We start from the raw sequence: 22,051 nt of genomic DNA, 5'->3' as shown, positions 1-22,051 counted from the left end.
CACAGGGACCCGCCACGGACGCGAAACGTGCCCCAGGCAGGATTCGAACCTGCGACACCGGCTTTAGGAGAGCGACGGGGTTCATGATCCCGGGTGTTTGACCGTGCTGGGTGGTGCTGGCCTTGCTGGCCAGCACCACCCAGCGGGTCGCGGGGTCCGGCCCCCACCAGACGTTGCCGGACCGTCCGCTCACGCAATGCTCACGCTCGGGTGGGTCCGTTCCGGTCGCGCTCGGACTCTTGGTCTCTCGAACAGGCTGTGTCGGGTTTGGGCTGGCCGGCGGCGCTTACGGTCGGGGGTGTGGTGCTCTCAACTGCGGCCAGTGTCTGGAGCATCTGGGCCTGATGCCCTTGGGCACGGGCCCCATCGGCACCGGCATGTTGCTTATCCGGATGAGTGACGGGAGAAGACCTCACCTGTCGACGGCGGATCGAGTTCGCCAGTGCGCAGGTGGAGGGTTACGGCGCACCGGCAGCCCCTCCCCCTGTATACAAGATCCAGTCCTCGCGGGCGGTGGTCAGTTCGGGGAGGACGGTGTTCTCGAAGTAGTCGGCCTGGGTGCGGATTTGGGTGGCGAAGCGGGCGAGGTCGGTGGGGGTGAGGTTCTCGAAGTCCCACTCTTCGACGATGGTGAGGCTGGCGGTGGGCGTGCGTTGGTGTTGCTGCGGGGTGTAGGGGTGGCAGGCGATCTGGGCGGCGAACATCGCGCTGGTGGACTCGCGGTAGCGGGTGCCGTTGATGTCGAGGGTGGCGGGCGGGAGGACGGGGTCGACGGGGAGCATCGTGTAGTGGGCGTGTTCGCGCAGGTAATTCACGGCCTGGTCCAGTGTCATGCCGGTCTGGCTGGGGTCGTCCATGGACCAGTCGGGCTGGTGGCCGGTGAGGGTGATTCCCTCGACGGTGGTGATCGTCCAGGTGCAGGGCGGGGTCGGTTCCGGTGGCCGTGTGGTGGGGTCGGGCTTGGTGAGCAGGGTGGTGGGGCTCATGTGGGGTGGCTCCTGGGTGGTGGTGTGGGTTGGTGGGTCAGCGGGTGGTGGTGCGGAGGGTGTGGAGGTGTTCGATGGTCTGCGCGGGGGTGAGAGCGACATCGCGCAGTTGGTCGTACTGGCGGCTGAGTTCCTCGACGTCGTCGGGGTCGTCGGTGAGGTGGTCGGTGAGGGTGCCGTGTGCGTAGGCGAGGGGGCTGCGGGTGCGGAAGGACAGCAGTTGGAGGGGGCCGCGTAGGTCGTGGGGGCCTGCGTGCAGGGGGAGGAGTTGAAGGGTGACTGCGGGCTCGTGGGCTGTGGCGATGAGGTGGTCGAGTTGGCCGTCCCAGGTCGCCTGGCTGCGGGCGCCGCGGTGGAGGACCAACTCGTCAAGGACGGCGCGGTAGCGGACCGGGTGAGGTGTGCTCTCGGTGAGGCGGTCGTGCCGTTCGCGGAGCGCGTCGATCTGCGCAGCCAGGACCTCCGGCGACTGCGGGCTGGTGGTGACGAACTGCTCCTCGGCGTAGGCGGGCGTCTGAAGGAGGGCGGGGATGGTGGTGAGGGCGTATTCCTGGATGCTGGTCGCGGCGGCTTCCAGGGCGGTGAGTCCGCCGGCCGCGCGTTTGGCTTCCCGTTTGGCCAGGCGCCACAGTCCGGCGAGGAGGGTGCCGGTGCCGTAGTAGCGGTCGAGGGCTTGGGCGACGGTGAGGGTGCCGAGGCGGCCGCCGGTTTCCAGGCGGTGGAGGTAGGACTGTTCGTAGTGGCACTGGTCGGCCAGTCCCTGGAGGGAGAGGCCGGCTTTCTCGCGGAGGAACGCGAGGTGGTGGGCGTACAGGGCGCGGGCGCTGACCTGACCGGCCGCGAACGACGCTGCGATGCGGGCGAGTTGGTTGGTGCTGGTGCTGGTGCTGGTGCTGGTGCTGGTGCTGGTGCTGGTGCTCTCGCGGTCCGCGTCGGCGGGTGTGGTGTCGGTGCTCACGGGCGGGCCCCCGCCCCGGAGGTGTGGTGGGTGGTCCAGTCGGCGCGGATGTCGTTGAGCTGGGGGATGACGACGTGGTCGAGGCGGTCGGCCACCGCGCGCAGGCCCGCGACCAGGTTCGCCACTCCCGTCGGGTCGAGGTCGGTCATCCAGTACTCGCCGGCGACCCGCACCGTGGCGACCGGGAGGGCCAGTTCGGGAGCCGGGGCGTAGGGCGTGCAGGTGATGCTGGAGGACATGACCTCCAACTCCTCCGGCTCGTCCGTCACGTTGCCCGGCGAGTACGCGCGCAGGACCTGCCCCGGGAACTCCTTGTAGTGGCAGACGTCGGCAAGCCGCGCGGCCAACTTCTGCGGCGGTACGTCCTGTTCGCTGGGGTCCTCGGCGGCCCAGGGCGGCAGGTAGCCGGTGATCTGCTCTCCGGTGGTCGTGGTGATCGCCCACTGCCGCACCGAGCGGGCAGTGCCGTACGACTCGGTGGCAGGTAAAGCGGCGGGCGAGGGGACCGTGGGCTTCATTGTGCGGGGTTCTTCCTGTTCGTGGTGGGGCGGTGGAATCGGGTGGTGGCGTCGAGCACGCGTCCGTCGGGCGGCCGGTCTTGCTCGGCGAGGAGCGGACCGAAGAGCGCGAGGAGAGAGGGCGGCAGGGCCGGGTCGGCCAACTCCCAGCTATGGGCGTCGGGGTGCCTGGCGAACTCGCTGCATGCCTCGTCACCGTCGGCGGTGGTGACGGGGCAGTCGGGGAGTAGGACGGCGAGGTAGGGCTCGATGCCGTCGCGCCAGGCGGCCCAGACGGTGCCGGCGACCGGACCGCGCAGATTCAGCACCACACTTCGGTGCACGGGCCCGCGGTGAGCCTGGAGCGTGCAGACCAGCAGCGTCGCCGCGTCCTCCGCCATGTACGCCAGCCCGTCCCACGCGGGTGAAGCGGCGTTGGCCACGCGCAGGGCCGCGGTGAGGAGGCGGGGCGGCACGAAGGAGCGTCGGCCGCAGGTGAAGCCGCGCGGGTGACGGCTGGGCATCCGGATCGACTCCTTCGTCGGATCGCTGCGAACGGGGGTTGGGTGGGGCCCGCTCCGGCCACGGGCTGGTGCCGTGAGTCCGTCACGCCCGCGGGGAGTTGGGGGCGTGGATGCCTGCTTGACTCGGCGTGGCCGGAGCGGGGAAGGGGCCGCTCCCGCGGCACAGGTGCCCGCTGCCGCCCGTACGGGGATGGGAGTGCGTACGGCGACGTGGGTGACGCCTGCGGGCATGCCGCTGGAGCGGAGTTCAAGGTGGCTACGGTGGCTCGGGTGTCTGTCTGAGACAGGCGCGGGGGCGGCTCCTTCGCGCGGAAGCCGGAGTGGCGAGGGTGCACCACGTCCGTGTCCCGTCGGTGCTGACGCCCCAGGAGTCGGCAAGCGCGCTGACGAGCAGCATGCCGCGTCCGCTTTCCTCGAAGTCGCCGGCCGAACGGACGACGGGCCGGCAGGGCGAGCCGTCGTCCACCTCGATCACCACCATGTCCTCGGTGATCACGAGGTGGAACACGATCCGCTCCCCGGCGCCGTGCTGGAGAGCGTTCGTCACCAGTTCGCTAATGAGCAGCTCCGCGTTGTCCACGAGTGACGACAAGCCGTGGGCGCTGAGCCGATGTGCCCCGATCCGCCGGAGGTTCCCGACCCAGATCGCACACGGTGACGGCATGCGCTCTCGGTCGGCCAGCCGCTCGATCGCCAACGTCATGTCGTCGACGTACTGGGATCGTTTGGCTACCTGTGCCGGAGCGGAACGACGGTGGGTGTTGATCGGGGTCATCCGCAGTCACCGGCCCGAAGCTCGGCCGAACGGGAGTTGAGTACGTCGTCCGGGCACAGCGCCGACCTGATCGCGGCGAGGAGTTCGACGGGCCGGAGACAACGAGGCCCGTGCGTCGCAGCGGTCAGCCAGTACGCTCCCGGAGGCCCGTTGCGTGTGGGAGGAGGCAACGGCAGTGCGGCCGCTGGACGAACGTCGACGCCGGGGAAGGACCACGTGGAGGCCGTTCCGGAGGGCACGAAGAAGTAGAGGGCCTTCGCGCGGGGGTCGACCAGGACGGAGCCGGGCAGGCAGAGGTGCTTGAGGACGGCCAAGCCCGTGACGCGCGGGACACGCACCGTGTCGCTCGCCATGGTTGAGGCTCGCATGTTCCGCTCCTTGTCGCGATGTGTGCCAGCGACGTTAGGGAGGCGGAGCGGCGAGTACCCGGACTGTCAGTCCGGTAGGACCCCTGGTCCGGGTGGTTAGTCGATGCCGACGCGCTCGGCGAGGTCGGAGACCTGTTTCCGGTAGGTCGGACGGACGCGCCGGCGTAGGTCCTTCACCATCTGGATGCCGAGTGGGCTGCGAGCCAAGTCCTCCGGTGCGAGTGTCTCCAGGTCGAGCAGACGTACGAGGACGGCTGCGTCCTCCTTCCTCAGGTCGTGGCAGCGCGCGACCTCCAGGAGGAAGGTGAACTGGCGTTCCAGTGGCAGAAGGTCGGTGTCCACCGTGTCGGCCAGGTGCAGGGCTTCCGTGGACTCGCCGGCCTCCATGTCCAGCGACATGGCGTGCAGGGCCACGTTCGTGGGACCGAAGACCGTGCGCATGATGTTGCCGTCGCCGACGCGGTCCGCATGCTGCCCGGCCTTGCTCTGAAGGCGCTCGCGAGCCTCCCAGCGGAGGCCGAGACGGCTCTCGGCGACAACTCCCACCAGTTCAAGGGCGCCTGCCATAGCCGTGGCCTCCACGGTCCGGGGTTCACCCAGTTGGCCAAGCCCGCGCAGAACGACGTCGGCTGCCTCTTCGGGTTCGTCGGTACCGAGCAGGATGTGCCCCAGGTTCCACGTGGCCGCGGCGATGCGAATCGGGTCGTCGGCCGCCTCGGCCGCTTTCCTGCCGCGGTCGGCAACAAGGAGGGAGAGGTCGGTTCGTCCTGCCCGTCGGCAGTAGGAGCGCAGGAGGAAGTACAGATCGGCAGCGCACCGTTGCGCTTCACGCAACGCGCCGCACTCGGCCTCGGTGTACGAGGTGCGCAAGGCTGCTTCGGTGTCGGCGATCAAGCTCGGGAGTACGACGGCCGCTTCGGTGAAGCGTCGCGGGCTCCTCTGCCAGATCGACCAGGCAGCGTTGACCCGCTTACGGAGCGCTGCCGGGGCCGGCGCGCTGGTCGTGACGGCGGAACTGACGAGAAGCGCTTGGGTGACCTCCTTCGCCATGGGAGGCGTGGACGACGGCGGGGGTTCGGCTGGTGACGTGTCGCCGACGAGGACGGCCACGGGCACGCGCAACTCACGTGAGATCTTGATCAGGACATGCAGCGTCGGAGTCTTGACCCCGCGCTCGATGCGCGAGAGATAGTCCTCGGTGATGCCACACAATCCGGCAACGACCGCCTGGGAACGGCCCCGCTGCTGGCGGTGGTCGCGGATGCGTTGCCCGACGAGAAAGTCCGGGTCCAAGGGTGCCCCCTACGCTCTGATGGACCGAGCGTAGCCGCATGGTGACCGGTATCGTGCGGGTTCCGCCGACCCTGTGGCAGGCTGACCGTAGATCGCAGCCACTTCAAGGAAGGTGCCCTCCATGGCAGTTCGCCGGGTCGTGCTCTGGGATGTCGACCACACCCTGATCGACACCGGCGGCGTGGGGCGGGAGCTTTCCGCGCGGGCGTTCGAGCGCACCACCGGCATACCCATGAGGGAACAGGCGACCATCGATGGAATCACGGAAGCCGTGATCTTCCGGGAGACCTCCAAGCTGCACGGGCTGACCACCACGCGGGATGACTTCGAGAAGTTCGCCGAGGCGCTCACCGCTGCACACGTGGAAAGCTCGGAGGAACTGCGCGCTCGTGGCCACGGCCTCGCCGGTGCGGCAGCCGTCCTCGACCGCCTCGCCCGAACCCCCGACGTGACCCAGACCGTCGTCAGCGGAAACGTCCGAGCCGTCGCCAAGATCAAGCTCAACGTGTTCGGACTGGATCGCCATATCGTGTGGGAGTGCGGCGCCTACGGCGAAGACGCCGACGAACGAGCGGACCTCGTCCGCGTCGCACTCCGGCGAGCAACGGAGCACCTGGGCCGGGATCTGACGCCGCAAGATGCGGTCGTCATCGGCGATACTCCCGCCGACGTCTCGGCGGCCCTTGAAGTCGGTGTGCCTCTTATCGCTGTCGCCTCCGGCCGGTTCTCCGCCGAAGACCTGCGGGCGGCCGGAGCATCACGTGTCGTGTCGGATCTTCGTGACGCCGAGCAGATCGCCCATTGGGTGACGGCCGCCTGAAACGGCATTTCCCGCTGTCCCCCGATCGCGCCCATCACTCAAGGAGCCGCCGTGTCCTACCGCGGACTGATCCTCGACTTCGGCGGTGTCCTCACCACCCGGATGCGGCTCAACGGACAAGCCTTCGAGAAGTCCGAAGGGCTGGTGCCGGGCGCGTATTTCGCCGCTCTCAACGACCACCCCGAAGGCGTCCGGGTCTACGCCGACCTCGAAGTCGGCCGCGCCACCCAGGAGGACTGAAACCAGACGATCGGCACGATCCTAGGCATCGACCCCACCGACCTGATGCGGCGCGCCCTGGCCAACCTCCGCCCAGAAGCCGTGATCATCGACGCCGTCGAGCGCGCCCGCACGGCCGGCATCAAGGTCGCCATGCTCTCGAACAGCTTCGGCCTGGAACCCTTCAACCCCTACGCCGAACTCGGCATGCTGGACGGCTTCGACGCGGTGGTCCTCTCCGAACTGGAGGGCGTCCGAAAGCCCTCCACGCTCATCTACGAACGCACCCTGAACGCCCTCGAACTGACCGGCCCGGAGTGCGTGTTCGTCGACGACCACGCCCAGAACCTGCCCCCGGCCGAGGCCCTCGGCATCACCACGATCCACCACACCGATCCCGACGAAACCGTGCGCCAACTCGACGCTCTTCTGGATCGACTCGCGGCGTAGTGCCCAATCGTGGCTCGTCTTGGAGCGTCGAGGTCCGCAGGGTCGCGACAGCTGTCGGTAGGCGGGTAGCCGGCATGGAGATGTTCCGGCCATAGAGCAGGTACTCATCGCCGCCTGGTTGGAGCATCGCGGTCTGTCTGCGGAGCGGGCAGGCGGGTGCTGGCGGTTGTGTCTACGGGTGCTGTGTGCGCGGGGGTGTTGCGGTGGGGGCGGGTGTTGGCGGCTCGGAGGCGGGCGGCGTGGTGTTCGGTGGTGTGGTGGTGAATGCGCCAGTTGATGACTTCGGCGGGGTGGTCGGCGGTGTCGAGTTCGCGTTGTCGAGCGATGTCGGTGAGGAGGCGGCGGGGGTTCTGGCCGGTGCTTTCGGCTTTGGCGAGAGTGGTGGCCAGTGCGGGCCAGGCCGAGTCGGCGAGGACGCGCTCCGCGTGGTCGGGGACGGCTGCGCGCAGGTCGGAGGCGTAGCGCTGAGTGGCTTGCGGGCTGGGGGTGCGTGAGGCGAGGTCGGCCAGGACGGGTTCGGCGGCTTGTCGGTAGGCGGTTTGCAGGTGGACGAGGGTCTGCCGGGCTGCGGCGACCTGCTGGTGGTGTTGGCGGCTCTCGTGCCAGCGGGTCAGGGCGATGAGGGCGAGCGCGGCGGTGGACAGCAGCCCTGCGACCGCGGCGCCGTCCTTGTCCGAGCCCAGCGCGTGGAGCAGTTCCTTCGCCGCGGTGCGCAGGGCGGCGGCGCTGTGGTGTTCGGCGCGGACGGTGGAGCGGTTGGCGCGGTTGAACGCAGATGCTGCTGCTCGTAGTTCGGCCCGTAGGTGGGTGGGTGCGGTGGCGGCGGTGTTGTGGAGTAGTTCGCTGAACGCGGCTGCTTGGGCCTGGATCGCGCTGTCCTGATCGCGGGCGCTCTGGCTGTTCTTGGTGTCCTGGTCGAGGAGGCTGGTGTGGAGGTCACGCAGGGTGGTGTCGGCTTGGTGCCAGGGGCCGGGGTCGGTGGTGCGGGCGGTGGGCTGGTCGGTGGCGTCGTGAGCGGTGAGGCGTTCGCGCAGACGGTTGATGGACAGGTCGGGGGCGAGAGCGGAGCCGCTGAAGTAGACCGGCTCACCGTGGCTGTTGGTGTCGTCGGGTGCGGCGAGGCTGTAGCCGGTGACGTCGCCTGTCTGCGGACCTAGCCGGTATTTGATGTGGATGCCGAGCGTGCTGAGGGTGGAGAAGTACTCGGCTTCGTCGCGTGCGGCGGCAGCGGCTGTGTATGCCTGGTCGCGCAGCCATTCCTTCGCCGTCTTTGTGGTGCCGGTGCGTAGGGCTTTGGCCTGCTCGGCGCTGGTGGGCATGGGGGCTGCGGTGAAATCACCGGATTTGAGTCGGCGCAGGCCGAGTTCGGCTTCGATGGTGCGGCATTCTGCTTGGGCGCGTTGGCCGTCGCGGTTGGTTCGGGGGCGGCGGCCGTCCTCACGCACGCTGGTGGCCATGATGTGAATGTGGTCCTCGGCGTGGCGCACCGCGATCCACCGGCAGCCGGCGTCGTCACCGTCGGGGGCTATGCCGGTGGCGTGGACGATCCGGCGGGCGACCTGCGCCCATTCCTCGTCGGTGAGGTAGCGGTCGCCGGGTGCGGTGCGCACGGGGCAGTGCCAGACGTGCTGGGGCACCTTCTTGCCGGTGCGCTGCTCCCGGACGCGGACGGGCTGGTCGAGGTAGTCGGCGAGTTCGCTCAACAGGGTGTGGTGCTGGTCGAGGGGCGCCCGGCCGGGGTCGGGGATGCCGGGCATGGCGAAGGCGGCGACGATGTGGGGGTCGGTGTGCTCGTCGCGGCGGCCGGGGCCGTAGAGGTAGGAGAGCAGTCCGCGGGTGCGGGAGCCGGTGGAGACGTCAGGCACCATGACGGCACCCCGAGACGACGTGTTCCAGGGCCAGTCGGGCTGCGCGGGCCAGGACTTGGATTTCGGTGAGGACGTTGTCGGTGTGGTCGGGCCAGGTGCCCGTGTTGACGGCGCGGGTGATCTGGTTGAGGTTCACTCCCACGCGGTGGATCTCGCGCAGCAACTGTCCGCACAGGCGCGTCAGGTCTTGGAGGGTCTGGGGCGAGGGCAGGGGTGCGACGCAGGCGGGGCGCTGGTCGCCGAGGTAGGCGTGGGCGAAGGTCAGCGAGGCGTCCATCAGGAACGCTGACCGGGAGCGTTTGGCCGCTTTGGCGGCGAGGTCGATGAACTCCTGCTCGGCACGCTCCGCGGACGCGGTCAGTTGGATGTCGCGCTTGGTGCCGGATCGCGGCCGATAGAGGACCTCGCTCAAAGGCCGACGGCTCTCGACGAGCTTGTCGGCGTCGACTGGCAACGTGGGGACGTCGAGCGCGGCGATGCCGCGGTGGACGAACGCGTCGGGGGCGAGGGTCGGTGCGAAGCGCTCGGGGATCTCGGCGTCGTGATCCTGTCCTGGGGGGAGGCCGCGCTCGGCCTCCCCCTCCCCGGCCGTGCCCCGCTGGGCACCGTCCGGGACCGCCTCCGCCGGGGCGGTGACAAGCGCAAAGTCCGCGTCGCCTCCGGCGATGTGGACTTTGCTCCAGCTTGCTCCGTCTGAACGGCCGGTGACCGTCTGACTGATCCGCGTGAAGATCCCGGGCTTCTTCTGGGGCTGGTCCATGGTCGTACGGCTCCTGAACGTGGTTGCGGCGAAGCGGCGTGGGTGTGTGTGACTCGTCCCACCCGTTGCATGGCTGGTCAGCGCAGGTACGGGTGGATGCGGTGATGCGGGTCGACTCGTCACGGGGAAGCGACCCGTCCCCGCGCCGACCTGCGCGGGGACGGGTGGTACGGGTCGGTGCGGGTCACCGGCCGGTCGGGGGCGCCGGTTCGGGGCGGGGGCAGTAGCGGGCCCAGGCGTCGGTGAACTGGTGGCGGGTGAAGCCCCGGCGCTGGGTGTCGCCGGGGAAGCGGCGGTTGGCCGCGCTGATCCCGTAGTCCTTCAGGAGCAGTTGGAGGCCGCGCGGAGTGAGGCCGCTGGTGCCGTACTCGCGCCACGGGCCCTCCGGGTCCGCGTTCAGGGCGCTGAGCAGGGACTGCGTGGACAGGGCGTCGGGGTTCCCGTATCCGGCGAAGGCGGCGCGGATGTCGGTGAGGATGCGGGTCTTCAGCCCGGTGTCCTGGTCCTGGCCCTCCTCGTGGGCGGTCATCACCCGGCACGCCGCCCGCGCCCGATCCGGCCATACGCCGCCGGCCAGGTCGGCGACGGCCACCAGCGGCTCCCAGGTGTCCGCCGCCCGGTCCTCCACCGGCATCACCGGCTCCCACCCGGCCGCCGTATCGGTCAACGGCACCAGCCACCCGGCCAGCCGGTCGCGCAGCGCGTGCAGGATCGGGGTGTCCCGGCGGGCACGGAAGGGCCGCACGCTTTCCCCCGGGCCCCGGCGGCGCATCCGGACCACGACCGCACGGTCCATGATCGTGTCGGGCAGGTCCCCGATCCCGGCCAGCGCCGCCATCGCGAACGTGGCGAACTTGGTCGGCTTGTGCTCCGGCCCGACGACCCGGGTGGTGGGGCGGTTGCGCTGGTGCCCGGAGTTGAGCAGGCCGCGCATCTCCTCGTTCTTCTCCGCCACCTTCACGCTGCCGAAGATCGTGTCCGCCTCGTCCACCAGCAGCGTCGGCGGCCGCTCCGTGATCGACCGGAAGATCGCCGCCGGGGTCGAGTTCACCGTGATGAACGGGTCGTGGACGGTGTCGTGGAGGACGTCCAGCAGCCTCGACTTCCCGCACCGTTTCGCCGGACCCACCACCGCCAGACGCGGCGCATGCTGCCACGCGGGCTGGAGGTGGGTGGCTGCTATCCACAGGGTGACCGCGTCCAGGGCCTCGCTGGACGGCATGATCACGTACCGGGCGACCGCTGACCGCACCTCGGTCAGCAGGTCAGCGCCCTCCGTCACCGGGACGCTGCCCTCCGGACCAACCGGACCGACCGGCTGACCGGGCCCGGTGACCGGCTCCCGGTCAGTGACCGCGGTCACCCGGTCACTCACCCCGGCTGATTGACCGGGCGTCGCGGTGAGCCGGTCAGACGCGTCCGCTACCCGGCTGGCGGCCGACAAGGCTCGCGCGGTCAGCCGGTCGCCGGGAGACGGCGAACCGGTCTCCCGGATCGGCTGCGCGGCGGCGTGCTGCGCCTGACCGGGTACCGCTACCGGAGGCCAGGCAGTTTTCGGGGATGCGCTGCTGACAGTGCGGGTCGTAGGCTGCATGAGGAATCTCCTCGACCGGCGGCGCCGGGCTGGCAGGCCCGACACCGCCTGGGTTGATCGTTGAAGGCGTACAGGGGAGTTCGCTCGGCCCCCGGCGTAGCAACCGCCGGGGGCCAACTTCTCGGGGTGAATCGCTGCGGGCGGGCACAGGCCCGGCAGCGACCGGGAACACTACGTCCAGCGTGTGCCGCCGTCCATGGGATTGTGCTCACCGGACACAGTTTCCGAACGGGTGGCTGCCTTCAGGCGGCCTCGCGCGCGGCGTCGGCGACCCCGAGAACCGCGTGCAGGTCGGCGGTCACCACTCGGTAGGCATTTCCCAACCGCAGCACTCGGCACGGATACAGTCCGCGCCGGGCGAGTTCGTATCCCTTGCTGCGGCCGAGTGCGAGAGCCCTATTGCTGGTCTCCAGGTCGATCGCGGCGGGAAGGGAGAGAAGTTCCGCTCGGCTCATCCCTGTCGTGAGGCGGCTCTGGTCCTTGTTCATGTGCTGCTCCATTCGTCGAAGCGGTCGTCGGCGGGCACGGAAAATGCGCCTGCTCCGGACTACGACGATGAGGATGCGCCAAGCTAATGTGTCGCCATGACACAAGATGACGTTGCAGAGTGGCACGTCCAGGTTGCCGCCACCGTGGCGGCAGAAGTGCGACGGCGGCGGAAGGAGTTGGGCATGAGCGCCCAGGACCTGGCCGACGCTTGCGAGGAGATCGGCTATCCGATCCCCCGCAATGTGCTCGCCAACATGGAGTCCGGCCGCCGCACCATGATTCCCGTGCCGGACGTCATGGTGCTGGCCGAGGCCCTGCACACGCACCCGATCTGTCTGCTCTTCCCCATCGGCTACACGGCGACGGCGCCCATGCTGCCCGACCGCGACCGGGTGGACACCTGGACGGCACTGAGCTGGTTCACGGGCGAACTGGATTCAGGCAATGAGGAGTTGCTCCGGATCTACCGCCTCCACCACGCGGCCTTGGACAGCGCCGAACGTGCCCGCGCAAAGGCCCTCCACCACCGTCGCCAAGCCGCTGCCACTCACGACCCCGGTGAACGCGCGGAGGCCCTCCGCTCCGCCGAGCAGTACGAGAGACGCGCCGCTGACGATCACGCCTACCTCGGCCGCCTACGCACTGTCCTTCGCGAGGACGCGCTTCTCCCGCCGTTCCTTCCCCCCGAACTGGCCTTCATCGACGCCGAGTCGACCACTCCGCGAGACCGTGAGGAGAACGATCAATGAAGGGCTCCACCTACCGCCGCTGCTACTGCCGCGATTCCGAGACCGGCAAGCCATTCGGCAAGTCCTGCCCGAAACTCGCCACCCGCAAGCACGGCACCTACTCCATCCGCCAGGAGCTGCCGCAGCGTACCGACGGCTCCCGCCGCGCTTTCAACCGCGCCGGCTACACCACCCTCAAGGAGGCGCAGACCGACCTCGACCGGATACGCGCCCTGCTCGGCGTCCCCGACGCCGACGACCCCGAAGGCATCGAGCAGATCACCGACCTGCTGGAGCAGGTAGCGGACGAGAAGGCGCCGATTCCGGACGCCGAAGAGGTCCGCCGACGCTTCCGGTCCGGCCAGGACCTCACCGGTCGCCTCACGGTGGGGGAGTGGCTGGACCTCTGGCTCCGGGGCAAGAAAGGGCGCCAGAGCGCGATCAGCCGTGACGAGAGGTGCATTCGGGTCCACCTGAAGCCGAGGATCGGCAACCTTCGCCTGGACCGGCTCCGGGTCGCGCATCTGTCGGAGATGTTCGAGGCCATCGCGGACGCCAACGTCGAGATCGCGGAGAGCAACGCGGCCCGGCATCGAGCGATCAACGACCTTGCCCGAGTCCCCTGGAAGGGGGCTGAGAACCGCGCACGCCGCAAAGACATGAAGGCCGCCATCGCAAAGATGCAGCCGTTCCGTCACACGGTCGGCCCCTCCACCTGCCAGCGCATCCGATCCACGCTCAGGGCCGCGCTCAACTCCGCCATCGCCCAGCAGCTCATCACGTTCAACCCGGCGGCCCACGTCGAGTTGGCGGCCGGTAAGCGGCCCAAGGCGCAGGTGTGGTCCGAGGAGCGGATCGCGCACTGGGAGCGTACGGGCGAGAAGTCCTCTGCCGTCATGGTCTGGACACCTGAACAGACAGGTGCGTTCCTCGACCACGCGGCAGGCGATCGGCTCTACGCCCTCTTCCACCTCATCGCCTTCCGGGGCCTGCGGCGCGGCGAGGCGTGCGGTCAGCTCTGGACCGACACCAAGCTGGCAGCCTCCCTCATCACCGTCGCCAAGCAGCTCGTCGTCGACGGCTGGGAGGTATACGAGGACGATCCGAAGACAGACGCCGGTGCACGGACGATCGCCCTGGACTCGGAGACGGTCGCTGTTCTGGAACGGCACCGCGAACGGCAGGACGAGGACCGAGAGGAATGGGGCGCCGGGTGGGTCGAGACCGGTCGGGTCTTCACGTGCGAGAACGGTGCCTGGCTCCACCCGGCCAAGGTCACCCGTCGCTTCAATGAACTGCGTGAGGAGATCGGGTTGCCGCCGATCCGACTCCACGATCTACGGCACGGCGCGGCGACCCTGGCCCACGCGGCGGGAGCCGACCTTAAGGACATCCAGGAGATGCTCGGGCACTCCTCGATCACCATCACGGCGGACACGTACACGAGCCTGCTGCCGGAAACCGACCTGGCCATCGCTGAGGCTGCGGCCCGCCTCGTACCGCGAGCCCGACCCCTGTCCGACGGGGGCAGGGCGGCAGGTTCGGCGCCGCAGAGCAGGGAGGATGCAGACGGACCCGGCGGGGATGACGTGCCGGACGGTGCTGATCATTTGGGGGGAGTATCGGAGATCATCGAGCCGTCCGCTCACGCAGCGCTCACGCAAACGGCCCCGGACGATGAGTCCGAGGCCGCGTAATCGACCGTCGGGCCGACGAAGATGCAGGTCAGAGCAGGTCTGACGCTGTGCCCCAGGCAGGATTCGAACCTGCGACACCGGCTTTAGGAGAGCCGTGCTCTATCCCCTGAGCTACTGGGGCGGGGACGTACACCCCACCGAGGTGGTGCGTTGACACTGTACCGGTTGTCGGCGGGTGGCCGTGGAGCCGTACGGGGCCGGGCTGCGGCGAGCCCCGCCGGACCCCCGAAGCTCGGCGGGCAGGGCGGGCCGGAGCCGGCGAGAAGGACCCGGGTGGGACCTGGGTCGGGCCGGGGCCGCCTCCGGCCGTGGGCCGGTGCGCGGATCAGGCGTCGTAGTCGACCGTGAGCGCGTCGGACGCGGGGAAGGACTGGCAGGTCAGCACGTAGCCGGCATCGACCTCGGCCGGTTCCAGGGCGAAGTTGCGGCGCATGTCGGCCCGGCCCTCGGTGACCTTCGCGCGGCAGGTGCCGCAGACACCGCCCTTGCAGGCGAAGGGCAGGTCGGGGCGGGTGCGTTGGGCACCGTCGAGGAGGGTCGTGCCGGTGGGCAGGGCGGTGGTCGTGGTGCGGCCGTCAAGGATCAGGGTGACCTGGCTGACCGGGCCCTCGGCGGTGGCGTCCGCGTGGCGCAGGGGTGTGATCGGCTCGTCGTCGGCGAAGAACAGTTCCTGGTGCACGCGCTCGTCCGGTATGTGCAGCTCCGCGAGCAGGTGGCGGGCGTCGGTGACCATGCCGTGCGGGCCGCACAGCCACCAGTGGTCGACGCTCGGGACGTCGACCAGGCCGTCCACGAGGGCGCCGAGCCGCTCCGCGTCCAGGCGCCCGGACAGCAGGTCCGCCTCGCGCGGCTCGCGCGACAGCACGTGTCCTATCTGGAAGCGCGCCGGGTGGATGTCCTTCAGGTCGGCCAGCTCGTCGGCGAACATCACCGTGTCCGTGCGGCGGTTGCCGTAGAAGAGGGTGACCTGCGAGGCGGTGTCGGCGGCGAGCACGGACTCGGCGATGGACAGCATCGGGGTGATGCCCGAGCCGGCGGCGATGAGCACGTGGTGGCCCGGGGTGTCGAGGTCGGGGGTGAAGGCTCCGGTGGGCGCCATCACCTCGACGGTGTCCCCGGGGCGCAGGCCGTTCACCAGCCACGACGAGAACAGCCCGTCGGGCACGACGCGTACGCCGATGCGGGGTGGAGCCCCCGCCGGTGAGCAGATCGAGTAGGAGCGGCGTTCGTCGCGCCCGTCCACCATCCGCCGCAGCGTGAGCGACTGGCCGGGCCGGTGGGCGAACTCCTCGGCCAGTTCGGCGGGCACCTCGAAGCCGACGACCACCGCGTCCTCGCACAGCGGCCGCACCTCGTCGACGCGCAGGGAGTGGAACGCGGGGCGCCGCCGCGGGCGCGCCGCCCCGGCCGCCGCGCTGGCGGTGGCCGTGCCGGTCGCGGTGGTGGGGGCCATCACAACTCCTTGACGTGCTCGAAGGGTTCCAGGCAGCTCTCGCAGCGCCAGAGCGACCGGCAGGCGGTCGCCGAGAACGGCGACGTCTGCCGGGTGTCGGCGCCGCCGCAGCGCGGGCAGGGGACGGCCTGCCGGGTGGCGCCGAGCACCAGCGGCACCGGGCCGGCGGCCCGGCGGGGTGAGGGGCCGGGAGGGGCGATGCCGTGCTCGCGCAGCTTGCGGCGGCCCTCGTCGGTGATGCGGTCGGTGCTCCACGGCGGGTCGAGCACCGTACGGATCTCGACGCGCGCGAACCCGGCCGCGCGCAGCCGGGCCGCCACGTCGGCCCGCATCTCGGCGAGGGCCGGGCAGCCGGAGTAGGTCGGGGTGAGACTGGCGACCACCGTGCCGTCCTCGGTGGTGCGCACCTCGCGCAGTACCCCGAGGTCGGCCAGCGTGAGCATCGGCAGCTCGGGGTCGGGGACCTCGGCCGCGATCCTGCGGGCCCGCTGCGCGTCGAGCAGGGTGGGAGTGGTCACCATGTCGCCTCCGGGTGGGCGCGGGCCACGCTCTGCAGTTCCTCCAGCAGCGGGGCCAGATGGTCGGTGTGCTCCCCGGACCGCCCCCGGTAGGGGGCTGTGGGCCGTGCGGGCAGCTCCAGCCCGGCGGCGGTCAGCACCTGGTGCAGCACACCCAGCGTCTCCTCCCGGACGGCCGTGCCGATCTCGGCGGACCCGGCGGCGGACCCGGCGGCGGACTTGGCGGCGGCGGTCGCGGCGAGGATCTCCTCGACGTACGGCGCGAGGTCTTCCAGCGCGGCGCGCATCCGGCGGTGCGACTCCTCGGTGCCGTCACCGAGCCGCACCACCCAGTCGGCGGCGTACTGCCGGTGGTAGGTCAGCTCGGGTACCGCCTTCGCGGCGATCGCGGCGAGCACCGGGTCGGGACCGGTGGCGAGGCGGCCGAGCAGCGCCAGCCGCCAGGCCGCCAGTACCAGCAGCCGGGTGACGGAGAACGCGAAGTCGCCGTTGGGCAGTTCGGCGAGCGCCACGTTGCGGAAGTCGGCCGGATCGCGGAAGTAGGCGTAGGCGTCCTCGCCCCGGCCGGTGCCGTCGACCTGGCCGCAACGCGCGTACAGCATCCGCGCCTGGCCGAGCAGGTCCAGGCCGATGTTCGCCAGGGCGACCTCTTCCTCCAACTCCGGCGCCCGGGTGCACCACTCGGCGAGGCGCTGGGCCGAGACCAGCGCGTCGTCGCCCAGCGCGAGGCACACCGCGGCGAGTTCGGCCGCGTCCACACCGTCCGGCAGCTCGGTGTCGACGCCGTGCAGCGGGTCGGTGAAGCCGGTGCCGAACGCCCAGCGGGCGTCCGCGCCGTCGTGCTCCTCGGTGAGCGAGAGGTAGACGTGGTCGTCGTCGGCCGCCTCGGTGTGGTCCACGGCGCCTGCCTCCTTACGGGTGAGTGGTCGGATGTCGTGCGGTCAGATGTGGGGAACGTCGTCGGGGATCTCGTAGAACGTCGGGTGCCGGTAGGCCTTGTCGGCGCTGGGCGCGAAGAACGGGTCCTTCTCGTCGGGCGTCGACGCGGCGATGTGCGAGGAGCGGACCACCCAGATCGACACCCCTTCGTTGCGGCGCGTGTACAGGTCGCGGGCGTGGGTCAGCGCCATCGTGTCGTCGGCGGCGTGCAGTGAGCCGACGTGGACGTGGTTCAGCCCGCGCTTGCCCCGCACGAACACCTCGTACAGGGGCCAGCCGCCCTTGGCGGAGGGTGCAAGCCCTCCGGCGGTGGACGCAGATCCTCCGGTGGCGCCGCCCGTACCGCCCGTACTGCCCGAGCCGCCCGCGCCGGGTGCGGCCGTCCCGCCGCCTTCCGTGCCGCTCATGCCGCTGCTCCTTCCCGCTTCCCGGCCGCCCCGCCCGCGACGCGCCCGGCCTGCTTCGCCGCATGAACGGCTGCCGCCTCGCGCACCCAGGCGCCTTCCTCGTGGGCGGCCGTGCGCCGCCCGACCCGCTCGGTGTTGCACGGCCCGTCGCCGGATATCACGCGCTGCAACTCCGACCAGTCCGGCGTGCCGAAGTCGTGCCGCCCGCGCTCCTCGTTCCACCGCAGGTCCGGGTCGGGCAGCGTGACCCCGAGCTTCTCCGCCTGCGGGACGGTCATGTCGACGAACCGCTGCCGCAACTCGTCGTTGCTGTGGCGCTTGATCTTCCAGGCCATGGACGCGGCCGAGTTGGGCGAGTCGCCGTCGGGCGGCCCGAACATCATCAGCGACGGCCACCACCAGCGGTCCACCGAGTCCTGCACCATCGCGCGCTGCTCCCGGGTGCCGCGCATCATCGTCAGCAGCAGTTCGTAGCCCTGGCGCTGGTGGAACGACTCCTCCTTGCAGATCCGCACCATCGCCCGCGCGTAGGGGCCGTACGAACTGCGGCACAGCGGCACCTGGTTGCAGATCGCCGCGCCGTCCACGAACCAGCCGATGACGCCGACGTCCGCGAACGTCGGGGTCGGGTAGTTGAAGATCGAGGAGTACTTCTGGCGGCCGGAGACCAGCCGCTCGGTCAGGTCCGCCCGGTCGGCGCCGAGGGTCTCGGCCGCGGAGTACAGGTAGAGGCCGTGGCCGGCCTCGTCCTGCACCTTCGCGAACAGGATCGCCTTGCGTCGCAGGGACGGCGCGCGCGTGATCCACGCGCCCTCGGGCTGCATGCCGATGATCTCCGAGTGCGCGTGCTGCGCGATCTGCCGGACCAGAGTGCGGCGGTACCCCTCCGGCATCCAGTCCCGCGGCTCGATCCGCTGGTCCCGGTCGATCGTCGCGTCGAAGCCGGCCTGGAGCCGCTGTTCCTCGGCGTCCCGGCCCTGCGGGTCCCGGCCCTCGTCCTGGTCCGCGGCGCGCGCGGGTCGTGCGGTCATCGCTACCTCCCAACCGACCATTCGTTCGGTTTCGAGTCTCGCTGATTCCGGCGGTCCGCGCAAGCACGGGGCGGCGGTCCTGTGGACAACTTTCGGCCCTGTGGAAAACGTGGCGCCCGGCGGGGCCCGCGGCCGGTCTGCGGCCCGCCCGCGGTCTGGTCCGGAAGGGTCCGGTCGACGGGAATAGCGCGGTGTGGTGGAATGTTCGAGTGGTTGAACAATCAACCAGATGGGGCGGTGGGAGAGCGATGCAGTTCGGAATCTTCACGGTCGGCGACGTCACGACCGACCCGACGACGGGTCGCACGCCGAGCGAGCACGACCGGATCAAGGCGATGGTCGCGATCGCGCTGAAGGCCGAGGAGGTCGGGCTCGACGTCTTCGCGACCGGCGAGCACCACAACCCGCCCTTCGTGCCGTCGTCGCCGACCACCATGCTCGGTTACGTCGCCGCGCGGACCGAGCGCCTGATCCTGTCCACGTCCACCACCCTCATCACCACCAACGACCCGGTGAAGATCGCCGAGGACTTCGCGATGCTCCAGCACCTCGCCGGCGGCCGCGTCGACGTGATGATGGGGCGGGGCAACACCGGCCCGGTCTACCCGTGGTTCGGCAAGGACATCCGCGAGGGCATCCCGCTCGCCGTCGAGAACTACGCGCTGCTGCACAAGCTGTGGCGCGAGGAGTCCGTGGACTGGGCGGGCCGCTTCCGCACCCCGCTGCAGTCCTTCACCTCCACGCCCCGGCCGCTGGACGGCGTGCCCCCGTTCGTGTGGCACGGCTCCATCCGAAGCCCGGAGATCGCCGAGCAGGCCGCGTACTACGGCGACGGCTTCTTCGCGAACAACATCTTCTGGCCCAAGGACCACTTCAAGCGGCTGATCGGCCTGTACCGCGACCGCTTCGCCCACTACGGCCACGGGACGCCCGAGCAGGCGGTCGTCGGGCTGGGCGGCCAGGTGTTCATGCGCAGGAACTCGCAGGACGCGGTGCGCGAGTTCCGCCCGTACTTCGACAACGCGCCCGTCTACGGCCACGGGCCCTCGCTGGAGGACTTCACCGAGCAGACCCCGCTGACCGTCGGTTCGCCGCAGGAGGTCATCGACAAGACGCTGACCTTCCGCGAGTCCTTCGGCGACTACCAGCGGCAGCTGTTCCTCATGGACCACGCGGGCCTGCCGCTGAAGACCGTGCTCGAACAGCTCGACATCCTCGGCGAGGAGGTCGTCCCCGTCCTGCGCGAGGAGTTCGCCAAGGGGCGCCCGGCGCAGGTGCCGGACGGGCCCACCCACGAGGCGCTGGTCGCACGCCGCGACCAGGGCGACCAGGACGAGGCCGGCACCCCGGTCGGCACCCAGGAGGCGAGGGCATGACGAAGCGACTGGTCGTGGTCACCGCGGGGCTCGGCAAGCCGTCGTCGACCCGGCTGCTCGCCGACCGCCTCGCGGCCGCCACCGCGCGGCACGCGGGCGTCGACGTCCAGGTGATCGAGCTGCGCGAGCTCGCCAACGACATCGCGCAGAACATGGTCACCGGCTTTCCGTCGCCCCGCCTGGGCGACGCCGTCGAGGCCGTCACGTCCGCCGACGGCCTGATCGCCGTGACGCCGGTGTTCACCGGCTCCTACAGCGGCCTGTTCAAGTCCTTCTTCGATGTCATCGACAAGGACGCCCTCACCGGCCTGCCCGTGCTGGTCGCGGCGACCGGTGGAACCGCCCGGCACTCCCTCGTGCTGGAGCACGCGATGCGACCGCTGTTCGCGTACCTGCGCGCAGTGGTCGTCCCCACCGCGGTGTACGCGGCCTCCGAGGACTGGGCGTCGGGCGGCGAGGGGGCGCTGGCGTCCCGTGTCGACCGCGCCGCGGCCGAACTGGCCGCTCTCCTGGGCACGCGGCCGGGCCGGCCGGCGTCCACGGCAGACCCGGTGTTCCCGGGGGAGCGGGCCGCGGAGGACGCCACGGAAGTGGTGCCGTTCGCACAGCAACTGGCGGCGCTCGCCGTGGAGCGGTGAACCCTCCGGTGACGCACCCGTAGGCAGGTCACCTGCGTCTTCGAAGGAGTGGCCTGCCGGGCGCCCCGTTGACGGAGCCCGCGCCCGGGACCCTAGGCTGCGCTGCCCGTCCGCCCGCCGGGCCGGCGGCGGTCGTCCAGGAACTCGACAGCCGCCAGGGCCCCGAGCGCCGCCAGAGCGATCCAGAAGACGACCATGCCGGTCGGGTACGACCACAGCACCAGGACCACGGCCGCCACCAGCACCACCAGCCAGTGCAGCAGGTGCCGGTAGCGGTGCACCCAGGAACCCACCGGCCCGGTGGACACCCCCACCGCCTGCCTGACCGCCGCGATGGCCGACACCCATGCCGCCCTGACCCGTACCGCCCAGCGCCCCGCGCCGCTCAGCCAGGCACTCAGGGCGACGACCACACCCAGCACGATCACCATGAGCACTGACTCGCGCAGGAAGTGCACCATCTGGTCGTAGACCGTCCCCGCCGCCCGCTCGTCGATCTTCGCCGGAAGGCGATCCAGGTAGACGATCCGGAAGACGGACAGGCCGATCCCCAGCCCGGCGACCGTCGCCGCGACCGCCAGCGCGACGGTGGCCAGGGCCCGCCTCCTGCGTGCCGCCAGCAACACCCCGCCTGCGGCCAGCAGCACGGTGACCACGGGCAGCCAGTTCCCCGCCAGTTGCAGCACCCGGAACCCGGTCTGCGCGCGCTTGACGTTCTCCGACTCGATCAGCGTGTACTGCGCCTGCACCGGCGGGATGTTCGACGCCACCGTCAGGCCGCTGTCCACGAGCCGCTGCTTGACCTGCTCTACGACCGGCGCCAGATCCAGCGTCACTGTGTCCCCCTCCACCCGCACCGCGGTGCCGCTGTCCCCGGTGAGCGCACCGACGAAAGCGGCGTGCGCCCGGCGGTTGAGCTGCGCCCACAAGGTCCTGAAGGCGTCGCTCGCCACGAAGGTCGCGACCGTCTGGCGCACGAGGTTCCTGACGCCCTCGGTGATCGGGGCGTTCAGCGCACCCAGCGCCTCCTTGACGCCGGGCCGCTTGTCCGGAGCCACCTGCGACAGCAGGGTGTCGATGTCGATCCGGCGCATGATCGCCGTGGTGACGTTGGCGGTCACCGCCGCCTGGACATCGGGCTTGGACGCCAGCGGCTCGACGGTACGGACGTAGCGGTCGGTGTCCGCGACGTCGTCGGCCACCCACACGGCGACCACGCTCAGCGGCGCGAGCAGCGCCGCGAGGATGATCAGCAGGGAGGCGAGCGCCGACCGCAACCGGTGGCGCTCGGGGAGGCGGGCCCGCAGGGCGTCGAGCTCCGCCCGTTCCTCCGCATCCAGGGGCACCCGGCTCGCGCCGCCGGAGCGCGCGCCCTCCGCGTCGCCGGCCATCCGCACGCTCCTTCACCACTCGCCGGACCACCCCCCTTCACCGCCCCCCTTCACCGCGTCCTGCCGACTTTCAGAAAACGGTCTCGGTACGTGCAGCGCGCGCGGTGTTAGTGCGTACGTGCACAGCACGCGCTTTGGGCGGCCGCCCGTCCGTCGTCTTCGTACGGGTGACACGCGCGTCGCTCACCCGCGCCTCCCGGCCCGCACGCGGCCGCGCCGCGCGCTACCCCGCCACCCGCCCTTGCGCCCGCCGAGTCACGCCATCCGGGTGA

The 22,051-nt window shown here is 70.6% G+C and carries 24 protein-coding genes and 1 tRNA gene; 7 read left to right on the top strand and 18 right to left on the bottom strand.

The window, feature by feature from the left end; translation table 11 throughout:
- Positions 1-458: 458 nt before the first annotated feature.
- The 7 genes from RVR_RS13570 to RVR_RS13540 form a co-directional block, all read right to left on the bottom strand.
- On the bottom strand, positions 459-986 hold the full coding sequence (locus RVR_RS13570) for a DUF6907 domain-containing protein (protein ID WP_202234098.1): 528 nt from the start codon (positions 984-986) through the stop codon (positions 459-461).
- Positions 987-1,023: 37 nt separating this feature from the next.
- On the bottom strand, positions 1,024-1,944 hold the full coding sequence (locus tag RVR_RS13565; protein WP_202234097.1) for a helix-turn-helix domain-containing protein: 921 nt from the start codon (positions 1,942-1,944) through the stop codon (positions 1,024-1,026).
- Positions 1,941-2,462, bottom strand: a complete 522-nt coding sequence (locus tag RVR_RS13560; RefSeq protein WP_202234096.1) for a DUF6907 domain-containing protein — start codon at positions 2,460-2,462, stop codon at positions 1,941-1,943. Before RVR_RS13560 ends, RVR_RS13565 begins: the two co-directional genes overlap by 4 nt.
- Entirely contained in the window at positions 2,459-2,965 is a 507-nt protein-coding gene (locus tag RVR_RS13555; RefSeq protein ID WP_202234095.1) for a hypothetical protein, read from the bottom strand. The genes RVR_RS13560 and RVR_RS13555 overlap by 4 nt, the downstream gene beginning before the upstream one ends.
- A gap of 256 nt (positions 2,966-3,221) precedes the next feature.
- A complete protein-coding gene (locus RVR_RS13550) occupies positions 3,222-3,740 on the bottom strand; it encodes an ATP-binding protein (protein ID WP_237404720.1) in 519 nt (172 codons plus the stop codon).
- Positions 3,737-4,108, bottom strand: a complete 372-nt coding sequence (locus tag RVR_RS13545; protein WP_202234094.1) for a hypothetical protein — start codon at positions 4,106-4,108, stop codon at positions 3,737-3,739. Before RVR_RS13545 ends, RVR_RS13550 begins: the two co-directional genes overlap by 4 nt.
- 96 nt (positions 4,109-4,204) lie before the next feature.
- Positions 4,205-5,401 carry a helix-turn-helix domain-containing protein gene (locus RVR_RS13540; RefSeq protein WP_202234093.1) on the bottom strand — a complete coding sequence of 399 codons (1,197 nt, stop codon included), beginning with the start codon at positions 5,399-5,401 and terminating at the stop codon, positions 4,205-4,207.
- A gap of 121 nt (positions 5,402-5,522) precedes the next feature.
- Between RVR_RS13540 and RVR_RS13535 the strand changes: the two genes are divergently transcribed.
- Genes RVR_RS13535 through RVR_RS37525 form a run of 3 tightly spaced genes read left to right on the top strand, consistent with a single transcriptional unit; the run spans position 5,523 to position 6,890 of the window.
- Entirely contained in the window at positions 5,523-6,221 is a 699-nt protein-coding gene (locus RVR_RS13535; RefSeq protein WP_202234092.1) for an HAD family hydrolase, read from the top strand.
- A gap of 51 nt (positions 6,222-6,272) precedes the next feature.
- Complete coding sequence (locus tag RVR_RS37530; RefSeq protein ID WP_237404719.1) at positions 6,273-6,461, top strand: hypothetical protein; 189 nt, start codon at positions 6,273-6,275, stop codon at positions 6,459-6,461.
- A 45-nt stretch (positions 6,462-6,506) separates the two neighbouring features.
- Positions 6,507-6,890: an HAD-IA family hydrolase gene (locus tag RVR_RS37525; protein WP_272933078.1), complete on the top strand. Its 384-nt coding sequence runs from the start codon at positions 6,507-6,509 to the stop codon at positions 6,888-6,890.
- 104 nt (positions 6,891-6,994) lie between these two features.
- Here the strand turns inward: RVR_RS37525 and RVR_RS13525 are convergent, their stop codons facing one another.
- From RVR_RS13525 to RVR_RS13510, 4 genes are all read right to left on the bottom strand, one after another.
- Positions 6,995-8,758, bottom strand: a complete 1,764-nt coding sequence (locus RVR_RS13525; protein WP_202234091.1) for a relaxase/mobilization nuclease domain-containing protein — start codon at positions 8,756-8,758, stop codon at positions 6,995-6,997.
- Complete coding sequence (gene mobC, locus RVR_RS13520; protein ID WP_202234090.1) at positions 8,748-9,518, bottom strand: plasmid mobilization relaxosome protein MobC; 771 nt, start codon at positions 9,516-9,518, stop codon at positions 8,748-8,750. Before mobC ends, RVR_RS13525 begins: the two co-directional genes overlap by 11 nt.
- Positions 9,519-9,702: 184 nt before the next feature.
- Positions 9,703-11,112 (bottom strand): DUF3631 domain-containing protein, encoded by a 1,410-nt coding sequence (locus RVR_RS13515; RefSeq protein WP_202234089.1) that lies wholly within the window; start codon positions 11,110-11,112, stop codon positions 9,703-9,705.
- Between the two features lie 242 nt (positions 11,113-11,354).
- Entirely contained in the window at positions 11,355-11,600 is a 246-nt protein-coding gene (locus RVR_RS13510; RefSeq protein WP_202234088.1) for an integrase, read from the bottom strand.
- 96 nt (positions 11,601-11,696) lie between these two features.
- On the opposite strand from RVR_RS13510, the gene RVR_RS13505 reads away from it, so the two are divergent.
- Positions 11,697-12,350, top strand: a complete 654-nt coding sequence (locus tag RVR_RS13505) for a helix-turn-helix domain-containing protein (protein ID WP_202234087.1) — start codon at positions 11,697-11,699, stop codon at positions 12,348-12,350.
- Positions 12,347-14,026, top strand: a complete 1,680-nt coding sequence (locus RVR_RS13500; RefSeq protein ID WP_202234086.1) for a site-specific integrase — start codon at positions 12,347-12,349, stop codon at positions 14,024-14,026. Before RVR_RS13505 ends, RVR_RS13500 begins: the two co-directional genes overlap by 4 nt.
- Positions 14,027-14,074: 48 nt before the next feature.
- Here RVR_RS13500 and RVR_RS13495 read toward each other — a convergent pair.
- The 6 genes from RVR_RS13495 to paaA form a co-directional block, all read right to left on the bottom strand.
- Positions 14,075-14,147: transfer RNA gene (locus RVR_RS13495), tRNA-Arg, on the bottom strand.
- A 204-nt stretch (positions 14,148-14,351) separates the two neighbouring features.
- Entirely contained in the window at positions 14,352-15,479 is a 1,128-nt protein-coding gene (paaE, locus tag RVR_RS13490) for a 1,2-phenylacetyl-CoA epoxidase subunit PaaE (RefSeq protein ID WP_202234085.1), read from the bottom strand.
- Positions 15,479-16,000, bottom strand: a complete 522-nt coding sequence (gene paaD / locus RVR_RS13485; protein WP_202234084.1) for a 1,2-phenylacetyl-CoA epoxidase subunit PaaD — start codon at positions 15,998-16,000, stop codon at positions 15,479-15,481. Before paaD ends, paaE begins: the two co-directional genes overlap by 1 nt.
- Positions 15,994-16,896, bottom strand: coding sequence for a 1,2-phenylacetyl-CoA epoxidase subunit PaaC (gene paaC / locus RVR_RS13480; RefSeq protein WP_202234083.1), 903 nt, complete (start codon positions 16,894-16,896; stop codon positions 15,994-15,996). The genes paaD and paaC overlap by 7 nt, the downstream gene beginning before the upstream one ends.
- A 42-nt stretch (positions 16,897-16,938) precedes the next feature.
- The gene (gene paaB / locus RVR_RS13475) at positions 16,939-17,205 is read right to left on the bottom strand and encodes a 1,2-phenylacetyl-CoA epoxidase subunit PaaB (RefSeq protein ID WP_202238589.1); all 267 of its coding nucleotides are present in this window, start codon (positions 17,203-17,205) and stop codon (positions 16,939-16,941) included.
- A 134-nt stretch (positions 17,206-17,339) separates the two neighbouring features.
- Positions 17,340-18,374 carry a 1,2-phenylacetyl-CoA epoxidase subunit PaaA gene (gene paaA / locus RVR_RS13470; protein WP_237404716.1) on the bottom strand — a complete coding sequence of 345 codons (1,035 nt, stop codon included), beginning with the start codon at positions 18,372-18,374 and terminating at the stop codon, positions 17,340-17,342.
- 248 nt (positions 18,375-18,622) lie between these two features.
- Here paaA and RVR_RS13465 point away from each other — a divergent pair, with 248 nt between their 5' ends.
- Positions 18,623-19,750, top strand: coding sequence for an LLM class flavin-dependent oxidoreductase (locus tag RVR_RS13465; RefSeq protein WP_202234082.1), 1,128 nt, complete (start codon positions 18,623-18,625; stop codon positions 19,748-19,750).
- A complete protein-coding gene (locus tag RVR_RS13460; RefSeq protein WP_202234081.1) occupies positions 19,747-20,388 on the top strand; it encodes an FMN reductase in 642 nt (213 codons plus the stop codon). Before RVR_RS13465 ends, RVR_RS13460 begins: the two co-directional genes overlap by 4 nt.
- A 92-nt stretch (positions 20,389-20,480) precedes the next feature.
- Here RVR_RS13460 and RVR_RS13455 read toward each other — a convergent pair whose 3' ends face one another.
- The gene (locus RVR_RS13455) at positions 20,481-21,779 is read right to left on the bottom strand and encodes a hypothetical protein (RefSeq protein ID WP_202234080.1); all 1,299 of its coding nucleotides are present in this window, start codon (positions 21,777-21,779) and stop codon (positions 20,481-20,483) included.
- Between the last annotated feature and the right edge of the window lie 272 nt (positions 21,780-22,051).

The organism is Streptomyces sp. SN-593 (genome assembly GCF_016756395.1).
In the GTDB taxonomy this organism is placed as follows: domain Bacteria; phylum Actinomycetota; class Actinomycetes; order Streptomycetales; family Streptomycetaceae; genus Actinacidiphila; species Actinacidiphila reveromycinica.
The sequence above is the reverse complement of the archived record's forward strand: the minus strand, read 5'-3'. Positions and strand labels throughout refer to the sequence as shown.

What these genes read in the sequence shown, in the direction of transcription:
- RVR_RS13570 (WP_202234098.1), bottom strand. Translation starts at nt 986, where the DNA reads ATGAGCCCCACCACCCTGCTCACCAAGCCCGACCCCACCACACGGCCA.
- RVR_RS13560 (WP_202234096.1), bottom strand. Translation starts at nt 2,462, where the DNA reads ATGAAGCCCACGGTCCCCTCGCCCGCCGCTTTACCTGCCACCGAGTCG.
- RVR_RS13555 (WP_202234095.1), bottom strand. Translation starts at nt 2,965, where the DNA reads ATGCCCAGCCGTCACCCGCGCGGCTTCACCTGCGGCCGACGCTCCTTC.
- RVR_RS13550 (WP_237404720.1), bottom strand. Translation starts at nt 3,740, where the DNA reads ATGACCCCGATCAACACCCACCGTCGTTCCGCTCCGGCACAGGTAGCC.
- RVR_RS13545 (WP_202234094.1), bottom strand. Translation starts at nt 4,108, where the DNA reads ATGCGAGCCTCAACCATGGCGAGCGACACGGTGCGTGTCCCGCGCGTC.
- RVR_RS13535 (WP_202234092.1), top strand. Translation starts at nt 5,523, where the DNA reads ATGGCAGTTCGCCGGGTCGTGCTCTGGGATGTCGACCACACCCTGATC.
- RVR_RS37525 (WP_272933078.1), top strand. Translation starts at nt 6,507, where the DNA reads ATGCGGCGCGCCCTGGCCAACCTCCGCCCAGAAGCCGTGATCATCGAC.
- RVR_RS13525 (WP_202234091.1), bottom strand. Translation starts at nt 8,758, where the DNA reads ATGGTGCCTGACGTCTCCACCGGCTCCCGCACCCGCGGACTGCTCTCC.
- mobC (WP_202234090.1), bottom strand. Translation starts at nt 9,518, where the DNA reads ATGGACCAGCCCCAGAAGAAGCCCGGGATCTTCACGCGGATCAGTCAG.
- RVR_RS13515 (WP_202234089.1), bottom strand. Translation starts at nt 11,112, where the DNA reads ATGCAGCCTACGACCCGCACTGTCAGCAGCGCATCCCCGAAAACTGCC.
- RVR_RS13510 (WP_202234088.1), bottom strand. Translation starts at nt 11,600, where the DNA reads ATGAACAAGGACCAGAGCCGCCTCACGACAGGGATGAGCCGAGCGGAA.
- RVR_RS13505 (WP_202234087.1), top strand. Translation starts at nt 11,697, where the DNA reads ATGACACAAGATGACGTTGCAGAGTGGCACGTCCAGGTTGCCGCCACC.
- RVR_RS13500 (WP_202234086.1), top strand. Translation starts at nt 12,347, where the DNA reads ATGAAGGGCTCCACCTACCGCCGCTGCTACTGCCGCGATTCCGAGACC.
- paaE (WP_202234085.1), bottom strand. Translation starts at nt 15,479, where the DNA reads ATGGCCCCCACCACCGCGACCGGCACGGCCACCGCCAGCGCGGCGGCC.
- paaD (WP_202234084.1), bottom strand. Translation starts at nt 16,000, where the DNA reads ATGGTGACCACTCCCACCCTGCTCGACGCGCAGCGGGCCCGCAGGATC.
- paaA (WP_237404716.1), bottom strand. Translation starts at nt 18,374, where the DNA reads ATGACCGCACGACCCGCGCGCGCCGCGGACCAGGACGAGGGCCGGGAC.
- RVR_RS13465 (WP_202234082.1), top strand. Translation starts at nt 18,623, where the DNA reads ATGCAGTTCGGAATCTTCACGGTCGGCGACGTCACGACCGACCCGACG.
- RVR_RS13460 (WP_202234081.1), top strand. Translation starts at nt 19,747, where the DNA reads ATGACGAAGCGACTGGTCGTGGTCACCGCGGGGCTCGGCAAGCCGTCG.
- RVR_RS13455 (WP_202234080.1), bottom strand. Translation starts at nt 21,779, where the DNA reads ATGGCCGGCGACGCGGAGGGCGCGCGCTCCGGCGGCGCGAGCCGGGTG.